Genomic DNA, 25,287 nt, shown 5'->3' with positions numbered 1-25,287 from the left:
TTTTTGAAAAACGTTTTATTCTTGATCTGGATCAGTATAATGCAAATGAGAATTATTGCTATTTAGCTTTTGCTCTTCTATTATCAGAGCAATAAATAGACTTAAACAAAAAAATTAATACAAGGTCAGAGCATGTTAACAAAAATGAAGTGGATTAAATCGACATCGGCCGCGGTGCTAACCCTGATGGCTGGTTCAATCTTTGCCAGCGCCAACGCTGAAGAAGTTAATATATACTCCTATCGTCAATCGTTTCTAATTGAACCTATTTTAAGCAAGTTTACCGAACAAACGGGCATCAAAACCAATGTTGTGTTTGCCAAAAAAGGTTTGGTTGAAAAATTGAAAAAAGAAGGCCAATACAGTCCAGCTGATGTATTGCTTAGCTCTGACTTTTCTCGCCTTATGGAAATGACATCAGCAGGCTTAAGCCAACCGGTTAACAGTGATGTATTAAATAAAAACATTCCAAGCCAGTTTCGTGATGTTGATCAACATTGGTATGCATTAACCAAACGCGTACGTAATGTCTATGCCTCAAAAGAGCGTATGGGTGAACTTACCGGTATCAGCTATGAAGCTCTAGCCGCACCTGAGTACAAAGGCAAAATCTGTATGCGCAGCTCTAAGCACCCATATAACATTGCCCTTATTGCCTCAATGATTGCACACCATGGTGAAGCACAAACGAAAACTTGGTTAGAAGGTTTAAAAGCTAACTTAGCACGCAAGCCACAAGGTAATGACCGTGCGCAAGTTCGTGCTGTGAAAGAAGGTGAGTGTGATTTAGCTCTGGGGAATAGCTATTACTTTGGTGTTATGCAGTCTATTCCAGAACAAAAAGTGTGGGCCGATGCGGTCAATATCTTGTTCCCTAATCAAGGCGATCGTGGTGCTCACGTAAATGTCAGTGGTATCGCCATGACCAAATACGCACCGAATAAAGACGCTGCAGTTAAATTGATGGAATTCTTGTCATCTGAAGTTGCCCAACAATCTTATGCGTCAGTGAATATGGAATACCCGGTAAATCCGCAGGTAAAACCATCTGAGATTGTTGCCAGTTGGGGCGAGTTTAAAGAAGACACTATCGCATTGTCAGAGATATCTAAACATCGCAAAACCGCAATTAAATTATTGGATCAATTGAAGTTTGATCTTTAAAAGTACGACAAGGCGCAAAGATTAGAGGTATAATTGCGCCTTTAATTTTTACGATGAACAGAGTTTATTTTGCTCACTCCTAAATGGTACTCACCCTGGTCGGTGGCTAGTTATACAACAGCGGCAATTCTGGTTTTGCCGTTGCTGGCATTGATAGCTCAGTCATTACTACCTGATACCGAAGTCTTCTCTCATCTGTTTGATACCGTATTGCTTGATTATGTCATCAATACGGTTTCTTTGATCTTACTGGTCATCGTTTTTTGTTTGCTGATTGGTGTGCCATTGGCGTTTTTACTCGCCAACTATTCTTTTACTGGTTCCCAGTTTTTCAATTGGGGTCTGTTGTTACCTTTGGCAATGCCTTCGTATGTGATGGCGTATATATATACTGATTGGTTAGAGTATGCCGGTCCGGTACAACGTGTTTTACGTGATGTATTTGCATGGCAAACAAAACAAGATTATTGGTTTTTTGAAATACGATCGTTATTTGGCGCCGCTGTGGTGTTGTCGTTTGTGCTATTCCCTTATGTGTATTTAATTGTTAAGACAGCGTTTAAAGAGCAGTCGCAATCATTAACTCATGCCGCGACCATGCTAGGTAAATCGCCAATAACGGTATTTTGGCAAGTGTCTTTACCGCTTGCCAGACCGGCGATTGCCATTGCTGCATCACTGGTGGCGATGGAAACCTTGGCTGACTTTGCTGCGGTGAGCTATTTTGCGGTGAATACCTTGACCACCGCGGTATACGACACCTGGCTAAGTTATGGCAGTTTGACGGCCGCGAGTAAAATATCGGTGTTGATGCTGCTGATGGTGTTTTTGTTTATTTCTCTCGAACGCTTTAGCCGTAATAAACAACGCAGCTATCAAACTGCAAAACAAGCACAAAATAAACGCTTAACAGGTTATCGAAACTGGTTAGCTTTTTCCGCTTGTTTACTGGTGCTGGTATTGGCATTTTTGTTACCGGTTATATACCTTGCCAAGATGGCATTTACCTACCAAGAGCAAGCACTAAATAGCGATTTCTTTCAGTTTGGCTTTAATAGCTTGAGCTTATCTTTGATTGTTGCCTTTATTTGCGTGGTATTGGCGTTGGTGGTGGTGATTGGCAAACGGTTTAATCAACGTTTAGCTGGTGTAATGCCAATGCGTTTTGCCAGCAGTGGCTATGCTATGCCGGGTACCGTGTTAGCCATAGCGGTATTGATACCGCTGACGATAATGGATCACTCGCTTAACGACTATCTGGTGTCGCTTGGACAAAAGCCGATAGGGCTCATTTTTACCGGCACTATTTTTGCGATAATTTTTGCTTACGTGATTCGTTTTATCGCCGTTGCTATTGGTTCTGTAGAGTCAAGTTATGAACGTATGCCGCCAAGTCTTGATCAGGCCTCGTTTACCTTGGGGCGAAATCGTTATATCACCATGGTGAGAGTACACTTTCCATTACTAAAACGTGGTGCGTTTACCGCGGCGTTGTTAGTATTTATTGAGTCAATGAAAGAATTACCGGCAGCCTTATTGTTAAGACCGTTTAATTACGATACCTTGGCAACGTATGTCTTTCAGTATGTCTCTGATGAACAACTGGAATTAGCCTCGATGGCGGCCATTTCAATCGTTATTGCCGGGTTATTGCCAATTATATTGCTCAATCGCAGCATGGAACGCTATCAACATTAAAGAGTAACGCTTTACCTATTATGAGTTTATTGACCGTTAATCAGTTAAGTTGCCATTATCATAAAACCTCGGTTTTAGAAGGCTTATCGATCGAATTAAAGCAAGGCGAAATCTTGTGTTTACTTGGCCCGAGTGGTTGCGGAAAAACCACCTTGCTGAAAGCGGTTGCTGGATTGATTGAAACCGAGCAGGGGTCAATAACCTTAAATGAGCAAACCTTACTTGATCATGAAAATAATATTAATATCAGTGCCGACAAACGTGGTTTAGGGATGATTTTCCAGGACTATGCATTGTTTCCGCATTTGTCAGTTAAAGACAATATTTGTTTTGGTATCAGCGAGTTAGATAAAAAAGAGCAGCAGCGTATAATCAAAGAACTGCTGACTTTGGTTGATCTTGAAGGACTTGAACAACGTTACCCACATCAATTGTCCGGTGGTCAGCAACAGAGGGTCGCAATTGCCAGAGCCTTGGCGCGTAAGCCTAAAGTGTTATTACTGGACGAGCCGTTCTCAAATATTGATTCTCAGCTACGAATGCCGCTTATCAAAGACATTCGGGAAATATTAAAACGCAGCGGCATTGCCGCCATATTCGTGACCCATGCTAAAGACGAAGCGTTTGCCTTAGCCGATACCATGGCCTTGTTAAATGAAGGTCGTATTATGCAAAAAGGCCAACCGCAACACTTGTATCGAAATCCGCAAAATCGATTCGTCGCGGACTTTCTCGGTCAAGGAACGGCTTTGTCTGGTACCTATCTTGGCAATGGTACGGTGCGCTGTATTCTTGGTGATGTTGCTATTGATCAACAGCAATTTGATAGTTTAGGCGTGTCATTGAATGACAAGCAGGCGGTTGAGGTGTTTATTCGTCCGCATCAATTTGATATCAAGATGGCAGATGATGAGCAGCCTGATTGCGCGGAAATATTGCAACTGCAATTTCATGACGATGGCTTTCGAGCTCAGGCATTGTTAGAGCAAAACTTGCTTGATGTTTGGATTCCAGGCCACCTACCGGTATCGGTAGGTAGCAAGGTTCAGGTGAGATTGACGCCACAACCTGTGGTGATGTTTAAAGCCAGTTAAGCTGACTCGCGTCGCTTTAAAAGCTGGCGGTTACCTCGTATGAGGTGAATTTTCGAATATTAATTACGCCGCTATCGAAATATAAATACTGACCTTTAATACCCATTAAAGTGCCACTCACTTCTGGGTTCTTATCAAAGTTAAATGATGAAATCTTGGTTGGGTATTCCAGTACAGGAAAATCAATTTCGACCATCTCTTCATCTAATAAAGTTACCGCATCTTCACCAAACTCCAACTTGATACCGGCAAGCTTTTCTTCGATTTGCGGAATCAATAGTTTGGCTCGCTCTTGCAAATCGATAGGATCGGCTTTGCCTTTAAGCATATTACGCCAATTAGTTTTGTCGCTGATAAATTCTGCAAGGGCTATTTCAACAAGGCCAGACTGTAAGCGAGTGTTCACTTTGAAAATTGGTAACGCCTGATTAGCCCCTTGATCTATCCAACGTGTTGGTATTTGCGTATGTCGGGTAATACCGACTTTTATGGCTGTGGTATTGGCTAAGTATACGTAATGCGGCACCATGCAATGTTGTTCTGCCCAGTCTGGTTCACGACAGGTACCTTGGGCAAAATGACAGGTTTCAGGCTTCATGATGCACATGTCACACTTAGCTAGTTTGATCATGCAGGGATAACAAAAACCTTGCGAGTAACTTTTCTTGGTTTTTTTGCCACATTCCTGACAATTGATATTGCCGGTAAATGTCAGTGATAAATGTTTGCCAATCAGCTCATTCATATCAATCGATTGTTCACCAACTGGCAGTTGATAATGGGCTAGACCGTCTTCGAGTTTGCTGGTCATCTTACGTAAGTGACCGGTTAGGCTATTTGTCATAATCGTTGTGTTTATTCAGCTTAAATTCGTATTTTGCCACGATTAGATTTTATCTGACCGCGTTGGGTTTTTTTATCCATGCGCTTGCGTTGTGAGGATTTGCTCGGCTTAGTCGCTTTACGCACTTTCGTTACTATGGTGACAGGGGTGATCATTTCCCGCAAGCGTTCTATCGCATCTTGACGATTTTTTTCCTGAGTGCGGTGGCTTTGTGCCTTAATGATTATCACCCCATCTTTGTTAATGCGACTGTCTTTTAAGGCAAGGATTTTTTCTTTGTAATAGTCGCTGATGCTGGCGTTTTTGACATCAAAACGCAAATGGATCGCAGACGATACTTTATTGACGTTTTGACCACCGGCGCCTTGCGCTCTTATCGCCTGTAATTCGATTTCTTCTTCTTTAATAATCAGTCGAGGGGTTATTCGGATATCTGCCATAAATTACCATTGCTGTTATGCGAGTGATTGCATATAAACACTAATGATATTAACCTGCCTGAGTGTGCAATCCCAGAAAAACATCAACTTATGAATCAACCATGGTACGTCTATATACTCAAGTGCGCTGATGATAGCTTATATGCTGGCATCACTACCGATCTCGAGCGCCGAGTAAAAGAGCATAATCAAGGTGGTAAGCTTGGCGCTAAATACACTCGAGTGCGTCTGCCAGTTAGCGTGGTTTATCATGAAACGTGTCAATGTCGTTCTAGCGCCAGTAAAAGAGAGGCGGCGATAAAAAAATTAACGCGCAAACAAAAATTAGCGTTGATCGGCTAAACTGGTCTTATATGTTGATAAGTTCATGAATAGTGCGGCGAAGATTGGTAAACTAGCGCCCGCGTAAATCTCAAGACAAGGTAAGTTAAGTCAAAAATGTTTATAGAGCAATTTTATAGTGAACAAAATCAGAAAGTTAGTTTTACTCGTCAACAAGCGAGCGATTTTGCCAAACAAGTAGCTGATGATTTCAATCCAATTCACAACCTAGATGCCAAGCGTTTTTGCGTACCAGGCGATTTATTGTTTGCAATTATTTTGCACAAGTCAGGCTTAAGCCAGCACATGCATTTTGATTTTTGTGGCATGGTTACCGATGGTATCGAACTGACATTCCCACAACAACACGTTGATGCCGCTAAAGTGGTGGACGATAATGGTAAGGAATACCTCAAGGTGAGCGCTAACGGTGATTATAACTCGTGTGAAACCTTGATTGAGTCATTAATCCGCTCTTATGTTGGCTTTTCAGGTCACACCTTCCCTGAGATATTAAACGACCTGATGAAGCGTAATAACGTGATGATCAACCCAACACGACCAATGATCATGTATGAAAGCATGGAAATAAACCTGAAACGCGTTGATATGAAAGATATTTCATTGCGATTTGACGCCGAGCAAACGGTTCTTAATGTTGATGGTAAGCGTGGTCAGGCTAAGTTGAAGTTTGACTTGCTTAGTGGTGATGAAGTCGTTGGCGACGGTGTAAAATACATGGTATTAAGCGGTTTACGTGAATATGACCAAGGTGTTATCGACCAAATCTGTGAAGATTATCAGCAAATGAAAGCCGACTATAAAGTCGCTAAAGTGTAGACACACAACAAAGCGGATTTAACACCGCTTTATTGAACACGTCTAAAGCAAATTATTTAGATAAAGCCCGTCTAATATCATCGCGGGCTTTTTTATGCTCGCATTTTACGATTACGCCAGTGGTATCTGCCCGCTTTGATCATATCATCCGTTTTATTGGCGGCTTTTCTGCTATAACGTTGATATTTTCGTAAATACACTTTTGCCACTGGGAACTGAGCGCTTAATAGCACAAGCCCTAATGGGATAAATAAAATTGCCGGACCAGGCAGGACGATAAATAGAATACCGATAAACAAACATATTGCACCTAGCACTGTTTTGGCATGCAATTTAAGCGTTTCCATGATTCTCTCCACTTGAATATTTAATCATAACCATTATTGCTTAATACAAAGCAATGGCCGTGCCATAAAATTAATATTATTAAAAACAGTGGTTTATGATTTTTCTAGCACTTTTTTGAGCATGGGTTTAGTGAATTTAACTAAGATTTAGTCATCCTGTTCACTTTTTTCTTCCATTGTTTTAACTGTTTGTTATCAAGTTTGTTGTTGATACATAGCCACCAAACACGCTTAATTTGTTTTTCTTGATATTTCAGTCGTTCGCCTTCTTTTGGGCCATAGCCATAGCGTAATTTACTGCGCACTTGATCGAGTTTATTGTCAAAATATTGGCATTGTTGTTTACTAAACGCATAGCTGTTCGCTGAAAATAATAACATTGAGAGGGGCAGTAGTAGGGCGCGAATAAACGCCAATTGTAGAGTATGTTTCATGTGACATTCCTTGTCTTAGTGAGTGATACAATATCAAGATTAGACCAACATTGGTTTATTGCCAGTTGTTGACTAAACTGAGGTTGGGCTAATAGAAAAAGGACTTTCTATGTTTCACACAACCTCAATAAACTTCAGTAAAATCAAACCTAAACTCAAAATTTCACTAACCTTGATAGGCCGTGCTCTGGTGATCAATGTGATCTTTTATGGTGTGCTGATTGTGGCCAATATCGCATCCGCAAAGCCAGTTGACATGCAACCTGCGATGCAACATGGCAAAGCTTATCAAGGTGATGTGCAACTGAGTGAATACTTAGTCAGCGAAAAGCTTGATGGGGTTAGGGCGCGTTTTGATGGCCGACAATTGCTCAGTCGTAATGGCGTGGTATTTAAGGCACCAGATTGGTTTTTACAAGGCTGGCCTGAGCAGGCACTTGATGGCGAACTGTGGATAGATAGAAATCAGTTTTCAAAAACATTAAGCGTAGTGTCCAAAGAGCAGCCACATGATGGTTGGCAAAGTGTGCGCTTTATGGTGTTCGACATGCCAGGCAGCATTAAGCCATTTGTTGAGCGTGTGGTTGATATGAATTACATCGTTGATGCCAGTAATAGTCGCTATTTAGCGGTCATTGAACAACAAAAAATAGACTCTGTAGCAGCGTTGCAAACTCTTTTAGACCAGGTAATTGTCAAGGGTGGTGAAGGCTTAATGCTACACAAAAAACAGGCATTATATAAACCGGGTCGCAATGCCAATGTGTTAAAAGTAAAACGCTTTGCCGATGATGAGGCGGTTGTTGTGGCTCATCATGCAGGCAAGGGCAAGTTTGCCAATATGATGGGATCGATAACGGTGCGCAACAGACAGGGGCAAGAGTTTAAAATTGGCACCGGTTTTAATCGTCAAGAGCGCGTGAATCCGCCAGCAATTGGCAGCACAATTACCTATCGTTATTGGGGCAAAACCGTTACTGGTCTGCCTCGATTTGCTTCCTATTGGCGACCCAGAGCATTGATAAATCTTGCCCCACAGCCATGATAGTTATTTTTCGCTTTGCTATTGCTGGCTGTGTGATACAGTACAGCTTAAATTGCATTTTGAGGTAAAAAAATGGCACTAGAGCTTTGGTTATCACTGGTACTAGTTTGTATGTTAGGGGCATTATCCCCTGGCCCATCATTGGCGTTAGTGGTGAGAAATACCATGTTAGGTGGTCAACGTGCTGGCTTAGCAACCGCCATTGCGCATGGCATCGGTGTCGGCTTATATGCAGCAATCGCTGTTACTGGTATTGGCTTGGTCATTGTTAACTCACCAACGTTATTTTCAGTGATTCAATACTTGGGTGCAGGCTTTTTGTTGTACATGGCTTACCAAGCATTAACCAGTAAAGGCGCCCAAGTAAACCTCGACACGCCAGAGCAACAAGCAAGCGTCCACGGTTGGCGCGATGGTTTCTTAATTGCTTTTTTAAACCCCAAACTGGCGATTTTCTTTATAGCTATTTTTAGTCCTTTTGTTGACGTCAATGCAACCACCACACAGTTAACGATTATGGTGCTGACCGTCGGTATCATTGACACCGTTTGGTACTGTATTGTCGCTTGGGGTTTATCTCGTGGGCCGGTATTAAATAAGCTAAGAGCGAAAAGCCAGTTACTGGATCGAATCACGGGCGTGGTGTTAATTGCCTTAGCATTACGGGTCGCTATTTAGAGTCGGCTTGTGTGTCTGATATTAAGCTAGCCTAAGATGGATAGCGGAATAACAATACTTTTAAGCCTTTACCCGCTTGAGCTTCTTTGAATACTTGAGGCGGCTCAACACGACCAATAAATTGACATTGTGGGCAATGCTCAGCGATCATCTCGAAGATAAATTCTTCGCCTAAGTCTGGTGAATTTAGGCATAGCATTAGCTCAGCGCCTGGGTTCATTAACTCAGATAAGCGTTTGATGATTTTTGGATAATCTCGTTTTACGTCAATGCTGCCTTTTTGGAATGACGGCGGATCGGCAATCAACAAATCATATGGGCCATGCTTTTTTAATCGTGCCCAAGACTTAAAGATATCAACCCCTTCAAATTTTACTTTGCTTAGTTGGTGATCATTCAAGCGATGATTATCACGGCCTTTGGCGAGAGCTGCTTTAGCGATATCTATATTGACCGCTTGTTTGCCGCCACCGGCGATACAGACGACTGAAAAAGCGCAGGTATAGGCAAACAGGTTAAGAACATTGCGGTCTTGGCTATTTTCCATTACCCATTGTCGGCCATTACGCATATCCAAAAATAAGCCAAAGTTTTGGTTTTGGCTGAAATTTAGATGATACTTTAGACCATGTTCTATGGCATTAAGTTGTTCAATTTCATCCCCTAACAGCTGCTCAAACGGTGCCCTTGGACGACAGCGGTATTGTACTTTGACAGAGCGACATCCTTGGATATTTGCCATCAGTCCGTGGGCATTCTGGTCAAGCCATTGTGCTGACTCTTCTTGGTATAAGGTGATTAACGCCAGCGGTGGGAAATAATCAACACTGACATGCTCAAGGCCAGGATAAGCATGACCACGGCCATGAAACAAACGTTGGCATTCAATGCCGTCAATAGTGTCGAAATCGATATGTTCGAGCATAGCTAACAACTAATAGAGGAAATTATATAGCGACTATTTTAACGGAAAAACCCGGCCGAAGCCGGGTTTTTTATATCAGTTGAGCGATTAGCCAAATACATTATAGCCGAAATATATTTTCGCTACGGTATTGATCAGGATAAGCGCCAAAATAACCGGTATAAATGTACCTAATGAGAAGTCGACATATTTGGCTAAAAAGCTTTTGCCAAAGCTATCGTTACCTTCACTTAGTTCGGCATTCAAATTATGTTTCTTCCAGCGGTAGGTAACAAACAAACATATTAGCAAGCCGTTTAGTGGCAAAATCGTATCGTAGAACATGTCATAAATGACATCGAACAACGACTTGTCTGCGCCACCGTAGGCGACAAACTTGGTTAGGAAAGGTACCAAGCCAAAGCTCAATGTCGCCAAAATCGCTAACACAGAGCCACTGATAAATACCGTTCTTAAGGCTTTTTTACGACTATGTTTCTTCTCGTCAATAAAGTACGACACGGGTACTTCAATGATCGAAACCAATGAGGTTAATGCGGCAAAAAATACCAGCAAGAAGAAAATAGAGGCGATAACGCTGGCGAAGAAAAAGCCAATACTGGTTTGTAAGGCAAGGAAGATCTTCGGTAGAAATACAAAAATCATCGATACCGAGCTGTCACTAAGTTCGTCAGGATTAATGTTTGGATTAAAACTGAATATCGCTGGTAGCACCATTAGACCGGCGATAAAGGCAACACTGGTATCGGTTATTGCAACCAATTTTGCCGAACCTTCAATATCGGTTTTCTTCGATATATATGAGCCGTAAGTAACCAAGATACCCATACCCAATGATAGTGAGAAGAATGCTTGTGACATGGCGCCACTGATCACTGCTGGGGTAATTTTGTCAATCTCTGGAATCAAGTAAAACTTCAGTCCGCTTACCGCATTATCTAAAGTTAATACAAAAATAACCAATAGTATCAACATGATAAATAGTGATGGCATCATGATTTTCGCGGCGCGTTCTATACCGTCTTTAACACCAAAGTTAAGAATTCCGGCGATTAACGCACCAACGACCACCATAGATGAAAATAAATAATATGGGTTATTAATGATTTCGCCAAAGCCTTGGCCACTGGCGAGGTAGTCGAGTTGACCGGTGACGGTCATGACTAAATAGATAAAAATCCAAACGGTAAGTACGGTGTAAAAGACCGCAATCATAAACGGCGTAATAATACCGAGCAGACCGGCAATACCCCATTTAGAGTTTTCACCTGCTAGCGCTTTGTATGCACCAACTGGGTTTTTTGCCGCTTTGCGTCCGACAGCCATTTCCGCCATCATCACCGGTAAACAAATCGCTAAAACGAAGATAGCGTACATAAGTAAAAATGCACCACCACCATTTTTTGCGGCGTTTACTGGAAAGCCAACGATATTACCGATACCAACAGCAGAACCTGCTGCTGCTAAAATAAATCCGAGTTTCGAACTAAACTCTTCGCGAGGAGCGCCCATAATAATTCCTGACGTATCAATGTATATTTATTATATAGGCCATTGTTATACCAATAACAGGCCGATTGTTATCTGATTGATGCTATCAAGTATTGATGTAAAAGTCTGTATGAAATTAAAGCAAAAGAGTTTATCGTGTGCTCAAGCTGTAAACATTCCCTTAGCCAGTACAAATAACTGGCACAAAGAGCTGCTATGCTGAGGTAGCTATTCAAGCTTTTCAAAGAATAACGTAACGTTGGCGACATTGAGGCCAAATTTGAAGATTTTAGCGGTATTGATCATGTGGTTTTCATCAATCAGCACCATGGTATCGTCAAAGCTGACTTCATAGTCTTCGCCATCTACCGTTAAAATCATATCGTATTGCCAGATTAATACCGCACCATGTTGTTGACCGGTGGCGGTACCGAGAATATCATCGGCCTCGCCTTGATAGTTATTGGCATCAAGTTTTTTCAAACGCCACTGGCGGAATTGTTTTTCACCATCGTTGTAGACAAAGTATTCATCGAGAACGCCGCTATCGCCTTGCCAAGACGCGTCGATATCAACCACAAAACGACGGGTTATTTCATCGTTAAAGCCGGTAATCAACCCATAGCCTCTGATTTTTCCGTCAAAAAATGTTTCGAGTGTAAATACTGGGGTGGTATCTTGATACTCGCTGACATCAGTAGAGCAGCTAGTGAGCCACAGTAGTGATGACATTATCAGTAGGCGTATGGTATTCATCCTTAATCCTTTTGCGGGTTTTGGCCGGTCAATTTGGTCATTAATTTAGGTCGTGTACTTTTATCGGATAGCCAAATAGCGAGAAATTGGTTTAGCTGCACGCTTGGTTCGAAGCGATAAATCAAATTTTCATTATGCAATAAATAACCGACATCATTATCGTCAAGCACCATGGTCAGTGAGTCATTTTCTTGCAAGTCTGGAAAGACTTGTTTTAGTTGTCTCAACCAGGTGTTGTTATCGGCGTGTTCAAATTGCATTTCTTGCCACTGGTTACCTGTTTCTTCAGCAAGGTCTGCACCATCTATATCAATATAATAGGTTAAATGTAATTTTAACGGACCTTTTATGCCTTTGAAGTTGCCATCAGGTGTGTATAGCCGAGCTTGATACACATCCCAAAAAAGTACTTCAAGCTTAGCCTTGCCAACTTGACGCCAGCTATGTTGTTCCAGCGCTGAAATGGTGAATGTCAGAACCAGTAGGGTGACAGCGACGAGCGCTATGCCAATATTTCTGAGTTGCATTGCAACCTCCTTAGCAGGGCTTGATACAGTGGCAACACCACCGCCCAAAAAAGCAGAAATAACACAGTCAATGGCAGCAAATTCCAAGAGATGCTCACCGCACCTAGTTTGGCGGCGGCCCAGTAGCTTGATGGACCGCTAATCACGCCCAACAAAGCCAGTTGCCAAAGAGTGAATGTCTTGTGGTAAAAGAAAATGGCGCAGTAATATGAAAATGCTGCCCACAAAGTTATTAACACATAGGCAGGCAATACTTGATTATCGAATGTAATAAAGCCGGTTTGTACCAGTAGGGTGTCGACCAAAAGACCTAGAGCAAAGGCTAGGCCAACGAAGATTGGTTGGGGCCGGCTTGGTTGCGGGTAGTAAGCCCAAACAACAACCATAGCGAACCCCAGTAAAGGTTGTTTCGCCAACACGGCAGTCAGCCATATTGCATTGAAAACCAGTGAGTTGAGTATCAGAGCCATAGTCAGGTGCCATACGATAACTTTGAATATGTAGGGTTATACGCATAAACGGTCTTTTGGGATGACTATCGGCTGATTTAATTCGTTTTTTTAACAATGTGAAAAACAGCACGTTAAGACCTAATTATTTACCGCGCATAGACTCTGAAAGGTTTGCTTAGCAGTGCGGATTATCGTGCTTTGTTAGTGATATGTTGTCGAGCATTATTGTTTGCGTTTTTTGCGTTTTTTGCGTTTTTTGCGTTATGTCGTTGCGATAGGTGCTCAGCAGTTAAGCAGGCCATTAAATTCATTAACTGGCTTGTAAGTAACGCTGGTAAAGAATTTGCACTCGTTGAACATAGACCATGGTCTCAGGGTAGGGTGGAATACCTTTATATTTCGCTACTGCTGTCTCTCCGGCGTTATAAGCGGCAGCTACTAGGTGGATTTGGCCATTAAATTTATTAAACAGATGAGCAAGCAGCTTTGTTCCACCGGCTATGTTTTGTTCGGCATTAAAGCTGTTTTTAACACCCATTGATGCAGCCGTTTTAGGCATTAACTGCATTAAACCAATTGCCCCAGCTTTGGATACCGCATCGGCTTGAAAGTGAGATTCGGCATGCATGATGGCGCGGATCAACGCCTCTTGTACTTTATGTTGCTGTGCATGCTTCGCCACTTGTTGGGCAAAGGCTTTTTGATTAAGCGGTGTGGTATGCCAATCGACGCGAGAGCCTGGCTTACAGGCGTAACAACCATTATCAATGACTTGAAAGTCACCATGGCTAGGCTGAGTGTCGGAAAAGCTAGGTATGCCATTGCTTTGATACTTATAGACGCGCGGATGATTATCAGCTGCCTGCAGTGAGGCAATACAGAATAAAAAGCTGCTCAGCATGAATATACGCTTGGTTAGTATCGGCAAGGTCAGTCTTATTTTTGTTAGAAACTTTGTTACAGGTTACACCTTTAGAGTGAGTAAATAAAGGCTCATCTGTATGCTTGCAAAAGCACTTGTACAAGAGCTTATTGCGGCAGTTCGTTATCCCGTTTTTTTTCGAAGTCAGCAATGACGATGCGCAACGCTTTAATTGCCACATCAGACTCTATTTTATTTTCTTCGAGCAGTTGGATCAGATCAATAGCTAGCTTGATTTCATCAGGGGCTGATTCTAATGACATTATTGCACCTCCTCATTGATGATTTTAGCTAATATTTGTTGCCATGATTCAACCGGATGCGCGCCACTGATCAAATACTGACCGTTAATAATAAATGCGGGAACCGCCTGAATGTTTTGTTGCTGAAACTGTTGTTGCAGGCTGCGAATATCATCAAGGTAACGATCTTCATGCAATACGGCCTCACACTCGGTCAATGGCAGGCCAACTTGCTGGCATATGGTCATCAGTACTTGATGATCCGATATGTCGAGACGCTGACTGAAATAGGCGTCAAACAGTGCCATTTTTAATGCATGCTGTAAGCCATGAGCTTTGGCGTGATGCAATAATTGATGCGCTGCTAAGGTATTAACAATGCGCATATCGTCGCTAAAATTAAATTCTATATCGAGTTTAGCACCGACTAGGCGCAAGTTTTCACGGGCGTTTTGTGATTCTTCAACACTGATTTGGTATTTACCGATCAAATGCTCACGCAGATTTTGGCCATCGTTAGGCATATCGGGATTCAGTTCAAATGGGTACCAGTTAATTTGGTATTCGACTTGCTCGAATTGTTTTAACGCTTGCTCGAGACGTTTAAAGCCGACAATACACCAAGGGCAAACAACATCGGAGACAATATCAAACGACAATGTTTTCAACATAATATGAGATTCACAAAGAATGATATTAATAAATATGGAGGTTTGCTGCTGACAAAACAAGGGCTATCACTGCCGATAGTGTTTTTTAGGTCTAAACTAAAAAGCAATCGACATTTATTGGTTTAATAAGGAGTTATTATGCAAGAAGTTATTTTAGCAACCATCGCCGGCTTTTCTGTTGGGATCTTATTTTCATTCCTTAAGCTGCCTATTCCTGCGCCTCCAGTATTACCGGGTGTTATGGGCATTGTTGGTGTGTATCTAGGTGGCCTGTCTTATATTTGGATCGTTGAACGATTTTTCAGTAATTAACCTGCTTATCGCAACAATTGCTAAGCACTTTTCTTTTGGCCGCTACCTGACTTCTTGCGGTAGCGGCGTTTAGGTTTAAAGGCTTTTTTTGGTAAACCTGAAAAATCCTGCTTTTGACCGGCTTGAATAAAGTCGTTAATGGTCAGCAATAATGGTTGCATAAATTGTTGGTAACCCATTTGCTTTTCACAGATGGCATTCAAGCTAGACTCCCATTTGGCGGTTAAGTCTGGTTTTGTTGCAGGCTCTGGTAGGGCATTGATGAGTGCTTTTCCTACCAAAGTTGCTTTAATTTGTTTGCCGTTGCGTTCTAGGTAGCCGCGTTTAAATAACAACTCAATAATTCCTGCTCGGGTCGCCTCTGTACCCAAGCCATCATTCTCTTTTAATATTTGCTTAATGTTTTTATCGGCAACAAATCGGGCAATATTGGTCATCGCTTCGAGTAAGGTTGCATCAGTAAAACTGGACGGTGGTTGAGTATGCTTTTCTAATAAATCACCACTTATACAGTGCAGTCGCTGACCTTTTTGATACTGATTAAAGTCAACGTTTTGCAATGGTTCGCTGTCATCGGCACTCGTTGGTCGTTTGCTTTGATACATTTGCTTCCAGCCCAATTGTTGCTCATGTTTTGCTTTGGCTACAAATCGACCACCAGCAATATCTAACGTCAATTGCGACTTATTAAACACATAATTAGCAAGGAACTGGGCGATGTATTGCCGACAGATCAAGCTATAAACTTTTTCTTCTACGTCAGATAGTGTGATATTTTTTGCTGATTTTAACGTTGGCACTATGGCGTGATGGGCACTCACTTTACTGTCATTGAAGGCTCTACTTTTTTGTTTGCTATCCGCTTGCTCTGCAAACGACATGTATCGGCCATTATTGCTGGCTAAGTTGGCTAATATTTTAGCGGCATCCGCGTGATGCTCTTTTGGTAAATAGCGGCAATCAGAACGAGGGTAAGTAATCAATTTTTGTCGCTCATACAGACTCTGACAGGTATCGAGTACGGTTTGTGCTCTAAGTGAAAATATCTTCGCCGCGTCAATTTGCAAGCTTGATAAATTATAAAGCAATGGCGCGGCTTGCTTGTGCTGCTTGTCGCTAATATTGGTGATTTTCGCGGGTTGATTGGCTATTCGCTGGACCACGTTTTCAGCAAGCTTACGCACCAGTACATGACCTTGTTCGTCCATGTAAGGCTGACATGCCTCACTTGGTTGCCAGCGTGCCTTAAAAGTGGTGCCTTTGTCGTCTGCGACGATGGCATCGACTTGAAAATAAGGCTTAGATAAAAACTCATCGATTGCTTGGTCGCGCATGACAACTAAGCCTAATACCGGTGTTTGTACTCTACCGACCGATAACACTGAGTTGTATCCGCTTTTTTGACCCGCCAATGTATAGGCTCTGGTTAAGTTGATGCCATAAAGCCAGTCTGCACGGGAACGAGCCAGAGCAGAGATCGATAATGGCATAAACTCGGTATTTCGCTTTAATTGAGACAGTGCCCGTTTTACTGCGCTAAGGTTTAAATCGCTGATTAATAGTCGTTGGCAATCGGATTTCTTTTGTTCACCGATGTTAAGATAGTCGAGCACTTCATCAACCAGTAGCTGACCTTCTCGGTCAGGATCGCCGGCATGAATAATTTGCGGGCATTGTTTTACCAACTTTCTTAAAACTGCTAACTGCGAACGCGTTTTATATTTTGGTGTTAATTGCCATTGCTCTGGCACAATAGGCAAATGTTCAAATTGCCATTTTTTAAACGCAGGATCGTATTTTTCTGGTTGCGCTTGTTCAAGGATATGGCCGATGCACCAACTGACCAAATCGCCATTGCCGACCTGGTAGTAGCCATCGAGCTTTTTATGAGGTTTAGGCAAAGCGGCAACAATCGCGCGGGCCAAACTTGGTTTTTCAGCAATATAAAGTTTCACAAAACCATATTTATTAGTTGGGACTGTATAAAAATACAGTTTAATATCACTGATGTAAAGTGAATAAATGAGGCAAAGTGGTTGCAGGATTGGTTAAAAATAAAAACCAAAGGCCAGACCATAAACATCCGCTCCTTGATTATCACTAGCTAAATTGGCATTAGAATAATGCTGCCAAAATAGAGTCAATTGATGGTCTTGTTGGTACAGGAGGTTTAATTGGACTTTATCTTCGAACATCCATCGCGAGCCAAGTTTGGCATAGCCCCAATTATCATCATTTTGATAGCTAACACCGATACCAAAGCCAAACTGCAGTAACCAACGATCGTCAAACTGGTAGACGGGAAATTTTATTACTGGGGTCACTGATAAGCCATAAATATCGTCATACCATTGGTCTGCAAAACTGCCGTAACGTTTACTGTTGTCGCGCCATTGATTAACTGAGGCTTCCAAATCAAAAGTCAATGAAAAGTCATTGCTGATATCAAATATGCGCGGTTCTATCCAAGTAATTTGATAAGCATCGTTGTCATCGTGACTGGCATATCTTGGTGGTGACGTGCCAACAGACAGCATCAAGCCGCTTGCCAAAGCTAAGCTAGATTGAAAAATAAATAGAACAGTCAATAAAATGCGTTTAGATATCATAACTAACTAAAGTGTATACACATTTTCAATAATTATGAGGTTTTTGTGAGGGCTTTTTACGATTGCAATAGTGGCAAAAACGCCACTTAACGCTAGTCTTTAATAGAATAAATATGAACAGAAAGAGGCATAGCATGCGCCATATTGTTGCCGGTATTTTCATTATTGTGATTGTTTTTTTCGCCAGCACGTTTAGTGTTGACGCGAAAGATCAGTATAAAAACGCGCAAATGACCTCGACCAAGGCTGTAAAAAATGGCTTTAAGCTCGAACAAAAGCAACTTAAACAGCAACAACTCTTTCAGCGTTTACATTCCCGAGCAATGATATCGCCAACACCTGGTTTGTCAGTATTGTTGTCGGACAATGAAAAAGCATCAATCAATCAAAACAAAGGCTCAGTGCAACGCAAAGGCATCGAGTTTAAGCAGCAAGTAGGTCTGGTTCGAGACATAAACAAAGAGGTCAGCTTTACTCAGTTTCAAACCGCGCAGTTTAACAGTGCCTCACAAAAGTTTGCTGTCGGTATGATGCATCGCAAAGGGGGCGCGTATACATGGACCGCAACCATAAACGCCATTGATGCCAGCGCGATGCGTATTCACTTTGCTGGTTTTTCTCTTCCTGATGATGCCAAACTTTATATTTTCAATAATTCTGGGCAGGCATTTGGCCCTTATAGCGGTCGTGGTCGTAATAATAGCGGTCAATTTTGGTCACATACGGTATTTGGCGATACCCTACATTTGCAAATTGAGTTTGGTAGCCTTACCAGCGAAAAAGATATTCAAGCAACCCGTTTTGTAATCGCTGGCGTGGGCTATATTGGCAGTAAATTCAAACTGCTCGATTTATGGTCGCAATGCGAATCGGTCGCTAGCTGTGTAGTAGCCGCAGACAATCAACAAGGGGTTGAAGTTAGCGATGCGAAAAAAGCGGTTGGCCATATGCAATATGTCTCAGGTCGTTATATCTATATTTGCAGCGGTGGATTAATTGCTGATACCGCAGATAGTGGTCGAAATTATTTTCTCACCGCCAATCATTGCGTCAGTAAAGGTGGTGAAGCAAACTCCCTTGAAACCTACTTTTTCTTTCAAAGTTGCGGTAATGCCAGCGCACCACCAAGTGTGTTAGGGGCATCGATTTTATCGACCAATCGCAGTAGTGATTATACCTTACTTGAGCTTAACGGCAGTTTACCAACGGGCACGGTTAGACTTGGATGGGACGCGACACCTGTGGCGTTTAATGATGGCGATACGCTGTACCGAATCAGCCACCCACAAGGTTATAAGCAGGCATATTCGCAACACAATGTCGATACGGATAAAGGTACTTGTCGCAGCTGGCCAAGAGGTGACTGGATATATAGCAAAGACATAGTTGGGGCAACTCAAGGCGGCAGTAGTGGCTCACCGGTGTTAAACAGTCAAGGGCTTATTGTTGGTCAGTTATCTGGTGCTTGTGGCTATGATCTCGAAAATGAATGTGCGGTTGATGCCAATGCAACTGTAGACGGTGCGTTGGCAGCTTATTTTTCTAGAATAAGTCAATGGTTGGCACCATCTGGCGTGCCTGATCCTGACCCCGATCCAGAGCCCGAACCTGAGCAAATGGTCGAAGTCGGGTTATCAGCAAGCTCTGAACCGGCACGACGAAATCGCTGGAACGCAATCGTCGATGTGCAATTAACACCGGTTGTCGCTGGCGCTTTGGTTAGCGGTCAATGGAGTGGCAGCGCTAAAGGTTCAAACAGTTGTACAACCAATGCTCAAGGCCGCTGTAGCTTAGAGAAATCTAATATTAGGGTAGAGCAAAATGCCGTGTTAAGCATCAGCTCAGTAGAGCATCCTGATTACGGTTATGCGGATAGTGATTCGATAATCATTAGTCCGCCATCTTCTAATTGATAAAATGAAACCAGTAATTCGATTAGAGTTATTTCAAGCGCGAGTTACTTCTTAAAAGAGCTTGCTCACATGCGAGCGTACTTATATATGAGCGAGACGTAACAACAAATTAAATTCAAATAAAACAACCTCTTTGCCAATAAGCAAAGAGGTTGTTTATTATCAGTTGTAATGACGTTTAAAAAACCGATCTAAAGGACGAACCACCGCGACGTCTCGATGAACGACGGTTACGCATTCTTGAATGCAATTCACGTCGTTTGGCATCCAACCAATCTTCCTTGGTAATGGTTTCGGTTGCTCTATCCTTTTCTCGGTCACGGTAGGCACAAAACTCGTCAAAGGCATCAATGTCGTCTTTTAAATCTTCGGCGACCAATTCAATCATGATGGCATCATCAAGAAAGCCAAGTGCAGGAATGTCATCAGGCACCAAATCTTCGGGTTCACTGAAATATGCTAACGCACTTAAAACATCATTGCGTTCTTCTTCCGGAATTTGCCATTCACCGTCTTCGATCATGGCGATTAAAGTTTCTAGCTTGCCAATTCTTTCTTTGACAAATTCAGGCACATTGCCATGAATATCGGTGATCAAATTCTTTGCGTTAGCCAGAATTACATTCTCACTTAAATGCTTGGCGCTGTCTTGAGCTTTACGCATTACACCGCGAAAATGCTCTAAGTCAGAGTCTGTTAATTGAAAGGTCACTTCAAACGCCATTGTCGTTCTCCTTATATGGCTGTTATGCAGGAAGGTTTTTCCTAAGCTAATCCTTTAAATTTAACAGAGATTTTGGTTTTCACCAATTAACCAGCAGATTGTCGCTAAATTGCTAATAATTATCGTGTTTATTGCACAATGTATTTTAGAGCTATTTTGCAGTAATTTAAATGAACACTAACTTAAGGCAGGTTAATAACACTTCTTCGGTTTAGCGATTATAATTTGACAGTGCGTAATTATGTTCAAAATGTAATACCGTTAGCATGTTTGCTTCAGGGGAAAATTGGCTGCCTTGAAGACATGGATTATTGGAGATAAATACGGGCGAGGGAGCTCAATTATAGCGCGCATCAGTTACAGTCAATTTGCCTTCATAATTCGTTTGCTTATCGGAGCTGCCCTCCTTGTTAACTATGGCAAGTGTCAACCTGCGTCAGTGTTAGCCGTATCAATATCACGACACCAAAGTTTATGACGTCAGGGTGACCTTAAAGGACAACGTTATGAATAAATTAATCCCTTGTTTGTGGGTAGCCATGACATGCACTCTTTTTGCGTGTAGCGACGATAAACCGGCGCCCAGTCAAACCAGCCAAACTGAGGAAAAAGCGCCGCAAACCACTGAACCGGTAGCTGCGCCTGATGTTGCTGCCGACAGTGATCAAAACTTTGAAGAAAGTCAGGCCGTGGTTTTATTATCCAGCTTACCGACATTAGACAGTACGGACAGTATTGCTATTGTTGAACTGGATCCTGAGTCAGATAATTTTGGCAATATCATCTATGAATACCCGTTACCCAATTACGATGCACCACTGCATCATATGTATTACAGCCCCAATGGACGTTTATATGCCACAGGATTAGGTGCCCAGTGCAGCCTTGCTGAGATAGGTTTGGTAAGAAATGCTAAAGCAGAACCTGAAATCACCGGTGTTGAGTGCCTTGATACGCAAGGTCAGCAAGTCGGTGAAGATATTATGTGGCATAGCGTCAACGGCAAAAATTATATGTTTGTTACCTTTATGGGCGGGACAGGTGTTGATCAAACCGATGCCGGTTCCATTGGTGTATTCGATCCACAATCGAATGACGTCGTTAAGATCATCGAAGCGAGAAAATCGCAGTTAGAGGAAGGCGAACCGTATATTATGTACCCACATGGTATTTCTGCTTACGGCGATCGTATGGTGGTTACCTCGACAGTACACCCTGACATGACGTCAGGTGTCGGTAATGCCGTAACCATTATTGATTTGAATACCTTTGAACCGATTGAAAATATCATCACCGAAGATGCTAAGCCGGTCGGTTTCCCGTCATCTCCGGTTGAGGTGCTGTTTGTTCGCCCAAGCATTGTTGCAGGTGCTGAGCCGGCGGTATTGGTAAATACCATGTTTGGTTTTGAAACCTGGAAAATCCCCTATAATGAGGTGGATAAAAGCTTTGGTGAACCAGAAAAAATCTATGATGGCGCAACCGAAGGTACAGGCGTACCACTTGAGTTTTATGGCAATGAAACGGAAATGTTCATCAGCCATGCGGTACCAGGCGTTGTTAAACGTTATGACTTGCAAAAACTGCCTGACCTTGTCTCTTCAGGGGACGATATTAAAACCGAAGCAGGCGCGCATCATATGATTTTTTATAAATCCGCATCAGGGCGCGAACTCATAGCGGTACAAAACAATCTGCTTAATCTCGGTAATGCCGAAGACAATGACCCAACAGATGTGGATTTTATTGCTAAGGTGAATACTCACTCGGTTACCGTACATGATCTAAAAACTGGCGAAAGATTGGGTACGGTTAATTTCAAAGACAAGTATCAAAAAGGCATCGACAATATCGAAAGCCTGTTTGGTTCCGGTTTTGTGCATCATCACTAACGACGATATTTAGCAATGTTTAAGATTATCGTTACAGCAATAGTGCTCGCTATTGCTGTTTCTATTTTTTGGAATATCAGTAAACTCAAGCCCGAGACAACTTTGGTTGAGTTTACCGCGCCTTTTGTTTTTGGACGTTTTTATATTCCTGAGGATAATCCTTATACCAATGAATCCGTCGCGTTGGGGCGTCGCTTGTTTTATGACAGCAAGCTATCGGGAAACAATGATATTTCCTGTGCCACTTGTCATAAGCAAGAGCAGGCCTTTACTGATGGCCTGCCAAAAGCAGTAGGCGCATCCGGTAAACCACTGTCATTTAACTCGATGAGCCTGGTTAACCTGATGTGGGGGCCTCGTCATTTCTTTTGGAACGGTCGGGTTGCCACTTTGGAACAACAGGCGTTAATGCCGATTGCTCATATTGATGAGATGGATCAAGACATGGATGAGTTAATGGATGAGTTGCAAGCCGATAAAACCTATCAACAGATGTATGCCATGGCTTATGGCAACATTAGCCCTGAGAATACCGCCAAAGCATTAGCAAACTTTCAACGCTCGTTGATATCTGCTAATTCCAAATATGATCAATATTTACGAGGTGAAATAAACCTTACCGAGCAAGAAGAAGTTGGCCGCAAGTTGTTTATGGCACATCCTGATACCAAGGTATCGTTACGTGGTGGCAATTGCATTGATTGTCATAGTCAATTTCTTACCTCTGGCTTTGCTACTGGCTTCGATGGCTTTAGTAATAATGGTTTGGATGATGACAACAATCTTGCTGACGGTCTTTATGAAGTTACCCAAGACGAATCACATAAAGGCTTATTCAAAGTGCCATCGTTAAGGAACATCGCCGTAACCGCACCCTATATGCACGATGGTCGTTTTAGTACCTTGCAGCAAGTACTGGAACACTATAATTCCGGAATCAAGATGAGCAAAACCTTGAGTCCGTTAATCATTGAAGCGGACAATCTGGAGAAGCTCGATAATCAGACGGTAAGTTTGCATTTAACCGATGAGGAAATGGCAGCCATTATTGCCTTTTTACACACCTTGACTGATGAGAGCTTTTTAACAAATAAGGCGTTTTCTAACCCTTTTGTTGCGGAGGCTGAAGATGACTAAGCGGGCAAGCAACATATTACTGTTTTTAACCATATTGGTTGTGGTGGGAGGATCTACATGGCAGTTTTTTGCGGCAAAGTCTCTAACCATCAGATTTTACCCGTACATGGGAGATAAACCATTGCTTCTTAACGAGCAAATTTACCCTAATCCAGGTGGCCCAGGGCAGTTCAAAATTCGTGATTTACAGCTATTTATCAGTAATGTGCAATTGCAAAATGGCCAACAACAATATAGTCAAAAAGACAGTTACCATTTATTGCGTTTCGACAATGAACAAGGTTATTTCGATATCGTCATTGATGATGTCGCTGTTCAACAATTTGATACTTTGCAAATGGGCATAGGTGTCGATGATACGGCTAATGGCAGTATTGTCTTTGCTGGAGATTTAGATCCCAATGGCCGCATGGCCTGGAATTGGCAGGTTGGATATAAGTTTTTGCTGCTGGAAGGCAGTTTGCAAACCGAGCAGGAATCCATTCCTTTGGTTTATCACATTGGCTTTGATGAAAGCTATACCAAGATTCAATTTGCCATGCCTGAAGCCAACGCCTTTTCTGATCACATCATTGAATTGAAAGTGAACGTGTATCAATTGTTTGACCAACAACAGCCAGTGAATATGGCAGACATATCGACGGTAAAGTTTGATCCTGACAATGTCAAAACCATAGCCAAAGCCTTTCCGCAACTTATCTCTGTAAAGCGGTAGGAATTAAAATTATTTATAACAAAAGCTTAGGGAGAAACAATCATGAATAAACTGGCTCTAATTGCTCTAACCTTTTTCGCTTTGGCGAGCGGTATTACGTTTGCTACACAAAGCGACGCTGAAGCAAATAATAGCAAACCATCAGTACAGTTTTTGAATAGTAAACCGGCAGCCAACACCTTACCGTTTTCAGAGGCGGTAAGGGCTGGCAATATCTTGTTTTTATCGGGACAAGTCGGCATTAACCCGCAAACCAATCGTCTTGCCAATGGTGGATTTAAAGCGGAAACCCTGCAGACTCTGGTCAATATCAAAAATACTCTGCAAGCGCATGGCTATAGCATGGATCAGGTAGTGAAATGTACGGTTATGCTTACCGACATTAACGACTTTGCTGAATTTAACAAAATTTATACGCAGTTTTTTTAAAGCACCATATCCAGCGCGTAGTGCCTTTGCAGTAAAAGCTTTGGCCCTAAATTCATTAGTAGAAGTGGAGTGTATTGCCGCTGTTTAAGCTTTAATTATTGGCCAAGCGTAACCATTAATTACACAGGCTTACAATAAACTAAGGATTCGCAAAAAACGGTTTTGTTAAAATGAGCAGCAATTGCTATTCAAATAACAACACAGGTTTTTTATGTCCTTTGATCAATTACTGTATATTGCCCCTATCGTCATCGTGATAACTTTCGTTGTCCTGGTGGCAAGAGAGTTTGCTTGCTGGTACTTTAAAGTAAATCAGCGAATTCAGATTCAAGAGGAAGTGCTTGAAGAATTAAAAGCGATGCGTGCTTTACAACAACAATTGTTGACAAAAGTGAATGGAACAGAGTCATCGTCTCAAGATAAAGTGAATCATGAGGAAGTTGAGACCAATGTTCAGCCTTCGGTTAATAAACAAAATGGCCGAGGCGCTTTGCAAGAGGGCAATGCTTCGTCTGATTTGATACCCATGTTCGCGACTCGTGAGTAGCTAGTTTTATTTTTAACATGTGTCGCAATGTTATGACGGTCATGATTTCCTTAATAAAAAGCCCCATCATTGAAGGGGCTTTTTATCATTACGGTTAGCCATTTGAGGCGACAAAGGC

The 25,287-nt window shown here is 42.2% G+C and carries 29 protein-coding genes; 14 read left to right on the top strand and 15 right to left on the bottom strand.

The features are described 5' to 3' along the window. Nucleotides 1-144: 144 nt before the first annotated feature. The 3 genes from HII16_RS02505 to HII16_RS02495 all read left to right on the top strand — a co-directional run bounded on the left by HII16_RS02505 (nt 145) and on the right by HII16_RS02495 (nt 3,956). Nucleotides 145-1,164: a Fe(3+) ABC transporter substrate-binding protein gene (locus HII16_RS02505; protein ID WP_169127287.1), complete on the top strand. Its 1,020-nt coding sequence runs from the start codon at nt 145-147 to the stop codon at nt 1,162-1,164. 102 nt (nt 1,165-1,266) lie between these two features. After that, nucleotides 1,267-2,862, top strand: a complete 1,596-nt coding sequence (locus HII16_RS02500) for an iron ABC transporter permease (protein WP_348981376.1) — start codon at nt 1,267-1,269, stop codon at nt 2,860-2,862. Between the two features lie 20 nt (nt 2,863-2,882). Continuing rightward, the gene (locus HII16_RS02495; protein WP_169127166.1) at nt 2,883-3,956 is read left to right on the top strand and encodes an ABC transporter ATP-binding protein; all 1,074 of its coding nucleotides are present in this window, start codon (nt 2,883-2,885) and stop codon (nt 3,954-3,956) included. 16 nt (nt 3,957-3,972) lie between these two features. Here HII16_RS02495 and HII16_RS02490 read toward each other — a convergent pair whose 3' ends face one another. Together HII16_RS02490 and arfB are read right to left on the bottom strand one after the other, a co-directional pair. Continuing rightward, nucleotides 3,973-4,800 (bottom strand): DUF2797 domain-containing protein, encoded by an 828-nt coding sequence (locus tag HII16_RS02490; RefSeq protein ID WP_169127164.1) that lies wholly within the window; start codon nt 4,798-4,800, stop codon nt 3,973-3,975. A 20-nt stretch (nt 4,801-4,820) separates the two neighbouring features. Then, nucleotides 4,821-5,240, bottom strand: a complete 420-nt coding sequence (arfB, locus tag HII16_RS02485) for an alternative ribosome rescue aminoacyl-tRNA hydrolase ArfB (protein WP_135438024.1) — start codon at nt 5,238-5,240, stop codon at nt 4,821-4,823. 90 nt (nt 5,241-5,330) lie between these two features. On the opposite strand from arfB, the gene HII16_RS02480 reads away from it, so the two are divergent. Then, a complete protein-coding gene (locus HII16_RS02480; RefSeq protein WP_135440407.1) occupies nt 5,331-5,582 on the top strand; it encodes a GIY-YIG nuclease family protein in 252 nt (83 codons plus the stop codon). Nucleotides 5,583-5,678: 96 nt separating this feature from the next. After that, nucleotides 5,679-6,401 (top strand): DUF3581 family protein, encoded by a 723-nt coding sequence (locus HII16_RS02475; RefSeq protein WP_169127162.1) that lies wholly within the window; start codon nt 5,679-5,681, stop codon nt 6,399-6,401. A gap of 92 nt (nt 6,402-6,493) precedes the next feature. On the opposite strand, the gene HII16_RS02470 is transcribed toward HII16_RS02475, so the two are convergent. Both HII16_RS02470 and HII16_RS02465 read right to left on the bottom strand, forming a co-directional pair. Continuing rightward, nucleotides 6,494-6,748, bottom strand: a complete 255-nt coding sequence (locus tag HII16_RS02470) for a PGPGW domain-containing protein (protein WP_135438022.1) — start codon at nt 6,746-6,748, stop codon at nt 6,494-6,496. Nucleotides 6,749-6,888: 140 nt separating this feature from the next. Continuing rightward, on the bottom strand, nt 6,889-7,182 hold the full coding sequence (locus HII16_RS02465; RefSeq protein ID WP_169127160.1) for a hypothetical protein: 294 nt from the start codon (nt 7,180-7,182) through the stop codon (nt 6,889-6,891). 109 nt (nt 7,183-7,291) lie between these two features. Between HII16_RS02465 and HII16_RS02460 the strand changes: the two genes are divergently transcribed. Then, nucleotides 7,292-8,227, top strand: a complete 936-nt coding sequence (locus HII16_RS02460; RefSeq protein ID WP_169127158.1) for a DNA ligase — start codon at nt 7,292-7,294, stop codon at nt 8,225-8,227. Nucleotides 8,228-8,299: 72 nt separating this feature from the next. Continuing rightward, nucleotides 8,300-8,905, top strand: coding sequence for a LysE family translocator (locus HII16_RS02455; protein ID WP_135438019.1), 606 nt, complete (start codon nt 8,300-8,302; stop codon nt 8,903-8,905). 31 nt (nt 8,906-8,936) lie between these two features. Here HII16_RS02455 and HII16_RS02450 read toward each other — a convergent pair whose 3' ends face one another. The 8 genes from HII16_RS02450 to HII16_RS02415 form a co-directional block, all read right to left on the bottom strand. Beyond that, the gene (locus HII16_RS02450; protein ID WP_169127156.1) at nt 8,937-9,830 is read right to left on the bottom strand and encodes a class I SAM-dependent methyltransferase; all 894 of its coding nucleotides are present in this window, start codon (nt 9,828-9,830) and stop codon (nt 8,937-8,939) included. Nucleotides 9,831-9,917: 87 nt separating this feature from the next. Beyond that, a complete protein-coding gene (locus tag HII16_RS02445; RefSeq protein WP_169127154.1) occupies nt 9,918-11,342 on the bottom strand; it encodes a sodium-dependent transporter in 1,425 nt (474 codons plus the stop codon). A gap of 207 nt (nt 11,343-11,549) precedes the next feature. After that, nucleotides 11,550-12,077, bottom strand: coding sequence for a DUF3833 domain-containing protein (locus tag HII16_RS02440; RefSeq protein ID WP_169127152.1), 528 nt, complete (start codon nt 12,075-12,077; stop codon nt 11,550-11,552). Nucleotides 12,078-12,079: 2 nt separating this feature from the next. Beyond that, nucleotides 12,080-12,604: a hypothetical protein gene (locus tag HII16_RS02435; RefSeq protein ID WP_169127150.1), complete on the bottom strand. Its 525-nt coding sequence runs from the start codon at nt 12,602-12,604 to the stop codon at nt 12,080-12,082. Continuing rightward, nucleotides 12,580-13,074, bottom strand: a complete 495-nt coding sequence (locus HII16_RS02430) for a DUF2878 domain-containing protein (protein ID WP_169127148.1) — start codon at nt 13,072-13,074, stop codon at nt 12,580-12,582. The genes HII16_RS02435 and HII16_RS02430 overlap by 25 nt, the downstream gene beginning before the upstream one ends. A gap of 292 nt (nt 13,075-13,366) precedes the next feature. Further along, the gene (locus HII16_RS02425; RefSeq protein ID WP_169127146.1) at nt 13,367-13,957 is read right to left on the bottom strand and encodes a lytic transglycosylase domain-containing protein; all 591 of its coding nucleotides are present in this window, start codon (nt 13,955-13,957) and stop codon (nt 13,367-13,369) included. Nucleotides 13,958-14,085: 128 nt separating this feature from the next. Next, the gene (locus tag HII16_RS02420) at nt 14,086-14,241 is read right to left on the bottom strand and encodes a DUF2496 domain-containing protein (protein ID WP_169127143.1); all 156 of its coding nucleotides are present in this window, start codon (nt 14,239-14,241) and stop codon (nt 14,086-14,088) included. Then, nucleotides 14,241-14,891, bottom strand: coding sequence for a DsbA family oxidoreductase (locus tag HII16_RS02415; protein ID WP_169127141.1), 651 nt, complete (start codon nt 14,889-14,891; stop codon nt 14,241-14,243). The genes HII16_RS02420 and HII16_RS02415 overlap by 1 nt, the downstream gene beginning before the upstream one ends. Nucleotides 14,892-15,029: 138 nt before the next feature. On the opposite strand from HII16_RS02415, the gene HII16_RS02410 reads away from it, so the two are divergent. Next, nucleotides 15,030-15,203, top strand: coding sequence for a DUF1427 family protein (locus HII16_RS02410; RefSeq protein WP_135438010.1), 174 nt, complete (start codon nt 15,030-15,032; stop codon nt 15,201-15,203). 20 nt (nt 15,204-15,223) lie between these two features. On the opposite strand, the gene HII16_RS02405 is transcribed toward HII16_RS02410, so the two are convergent. After that, nucleotides 15,224-17,158 carry a DNA topoisomerase III gene (locus HII16_RS02405; protein ID WP_169127139.1) on the bottom strand — a complete coding sequence of 645 codons (1,935 nt, stop codon included), beginning with the start codon at nt 17,156-17,158 and terminating at the stop codon, nt 15,224-15,226. 93 nt (nt 17,159-17,251) lie between these two features. Then, on the bottom strand, nt 17,252-17,791 hold the full coding sequence (locus tag HII16_RS02400; RefSeq protein ID WP_169127137.1) for an acyloxyacyl hydrolase: 540 nt from the start codon (nt 17,789-17,791) through the stop codon (nt 17,252-17,254). A 134-nt stretch (nt 17,792-17,925) separates the two neighbouring features. Here HII16_RS02400 and HII16_RS02395 point away from each other — a divergent pair, with 134 nt between their 5' ends. Continuing rightward, a complete protein-coding gene (locus HII16_RS02395; RefSeq protein ID WP_169127135.1) occupies nt 17,926-19,725 on the top strand; it encodes a serine protease in 1,800 nt (599 codons plus the stop codon). Between the two features lie 178 nt (nt 19,726-19,903). Here the strand turns inward: HII16_RS02395 and HII16_RS02390 are convergent, their stop codons facing one another. Further along, nucleotides 19,904-20,449 carry a YkvA family protein gene (locus tag HII16_RS02390; protein ID WP_169127133.1) on the bottom strand — a complete coding sequence of 182 codons (546 nt, stop codon included), beginning with the start codon at nt 20,447-20,449 and terminating at the stop codon, nt 19,904-19,906. 506 nt (nt 20,450-20,955) lie between these two features. On the opposite strand from HII16_RS02390, the gene HII16_RS02385 reads away from it, so the two are divergent. The 5 genes from HII16_RS02385 to HII16_RS02365 all read left to right on the top strand — a co-directional run bounded on the left by HII16_RS02385 (nt 20,956) and on the right by HII16_RS02365 (nt 25,169). Further along, complete coding sequence (locus tag HII16_RS02385; RefSeq protein ID WP_211183365.1) at nt 20,956-22,341, top strand: selenium-binding protein SBP56-related protein; 1,386 nt, start codon at nt 20,956-20,958, stop codon at nt 22,339-22,341. Nucleotides 22,342-22,356: 15 nt separating this feature from the next. Further along, nucleotides 22,357-23,478: a cytochrome c peroxidase gene (locus HII16_RS02380; protein ID WP_169127131.1), complete on the top strand. Its 1,122-nt coding sequence runs from the start codon at nt 22,357-22,359 to the stop codon at nt 23,476-23,478. Further along, complete coding sequence (locus HII16_RS02375) at nt 23,471-24,193, top strand: MbnP family protein (RefSeq protein ID WP_169127129.1); 723 nt, start codon at nt 23,471-23,473, stop codon at nt 24,191-24,193. The genes HII16_RS02380 and HII16_RS02375 overlap by 8 nt, the downstream gene beginning before the upstream one ends. A gap of 42 nt (nt 24,194-24,235) precedes the next feature. Further along, a complete protein-coding gene (locus HII16_RS02370; protein ID WP_248289470.1) occupies nt 24,236-24,622 on the top strand; it encodes a Rid family hydrolase in 387 nt (128 codons plus the stop codon). A 211-nt stretch (nt 24,623-24,833) separates the two neighbouring features. Continuing rightward, on the top strand, nt 24,834-25,169 hold the full coding sequence (locus tag HII16_RS02365) for a hypothetical protein (RefSeq protein ID WP_169127127.1): 336 nt from the start codon (nt 24,834-24,836) through the stop codon (nt 25,167-25,169). Nucleotides 25,170-25,287: the final 118 nt, after the last annotated feature.

It is taken from the genome of Thalassotalea sp. Y01 (assembly GCF_012932945.1).
Classification (GTDB): domain Bacteria; phylum Pseudomonadota; class Gammaproteobacteria; order Enterobacterales; family Alteromonadaceae; genus Thalassotalea_A.
The sequence above is the reverse complement of the archived record's forward strand: the minus strand, read 5'-3'. Positions and strand labels throughout refer to the sequence as shown.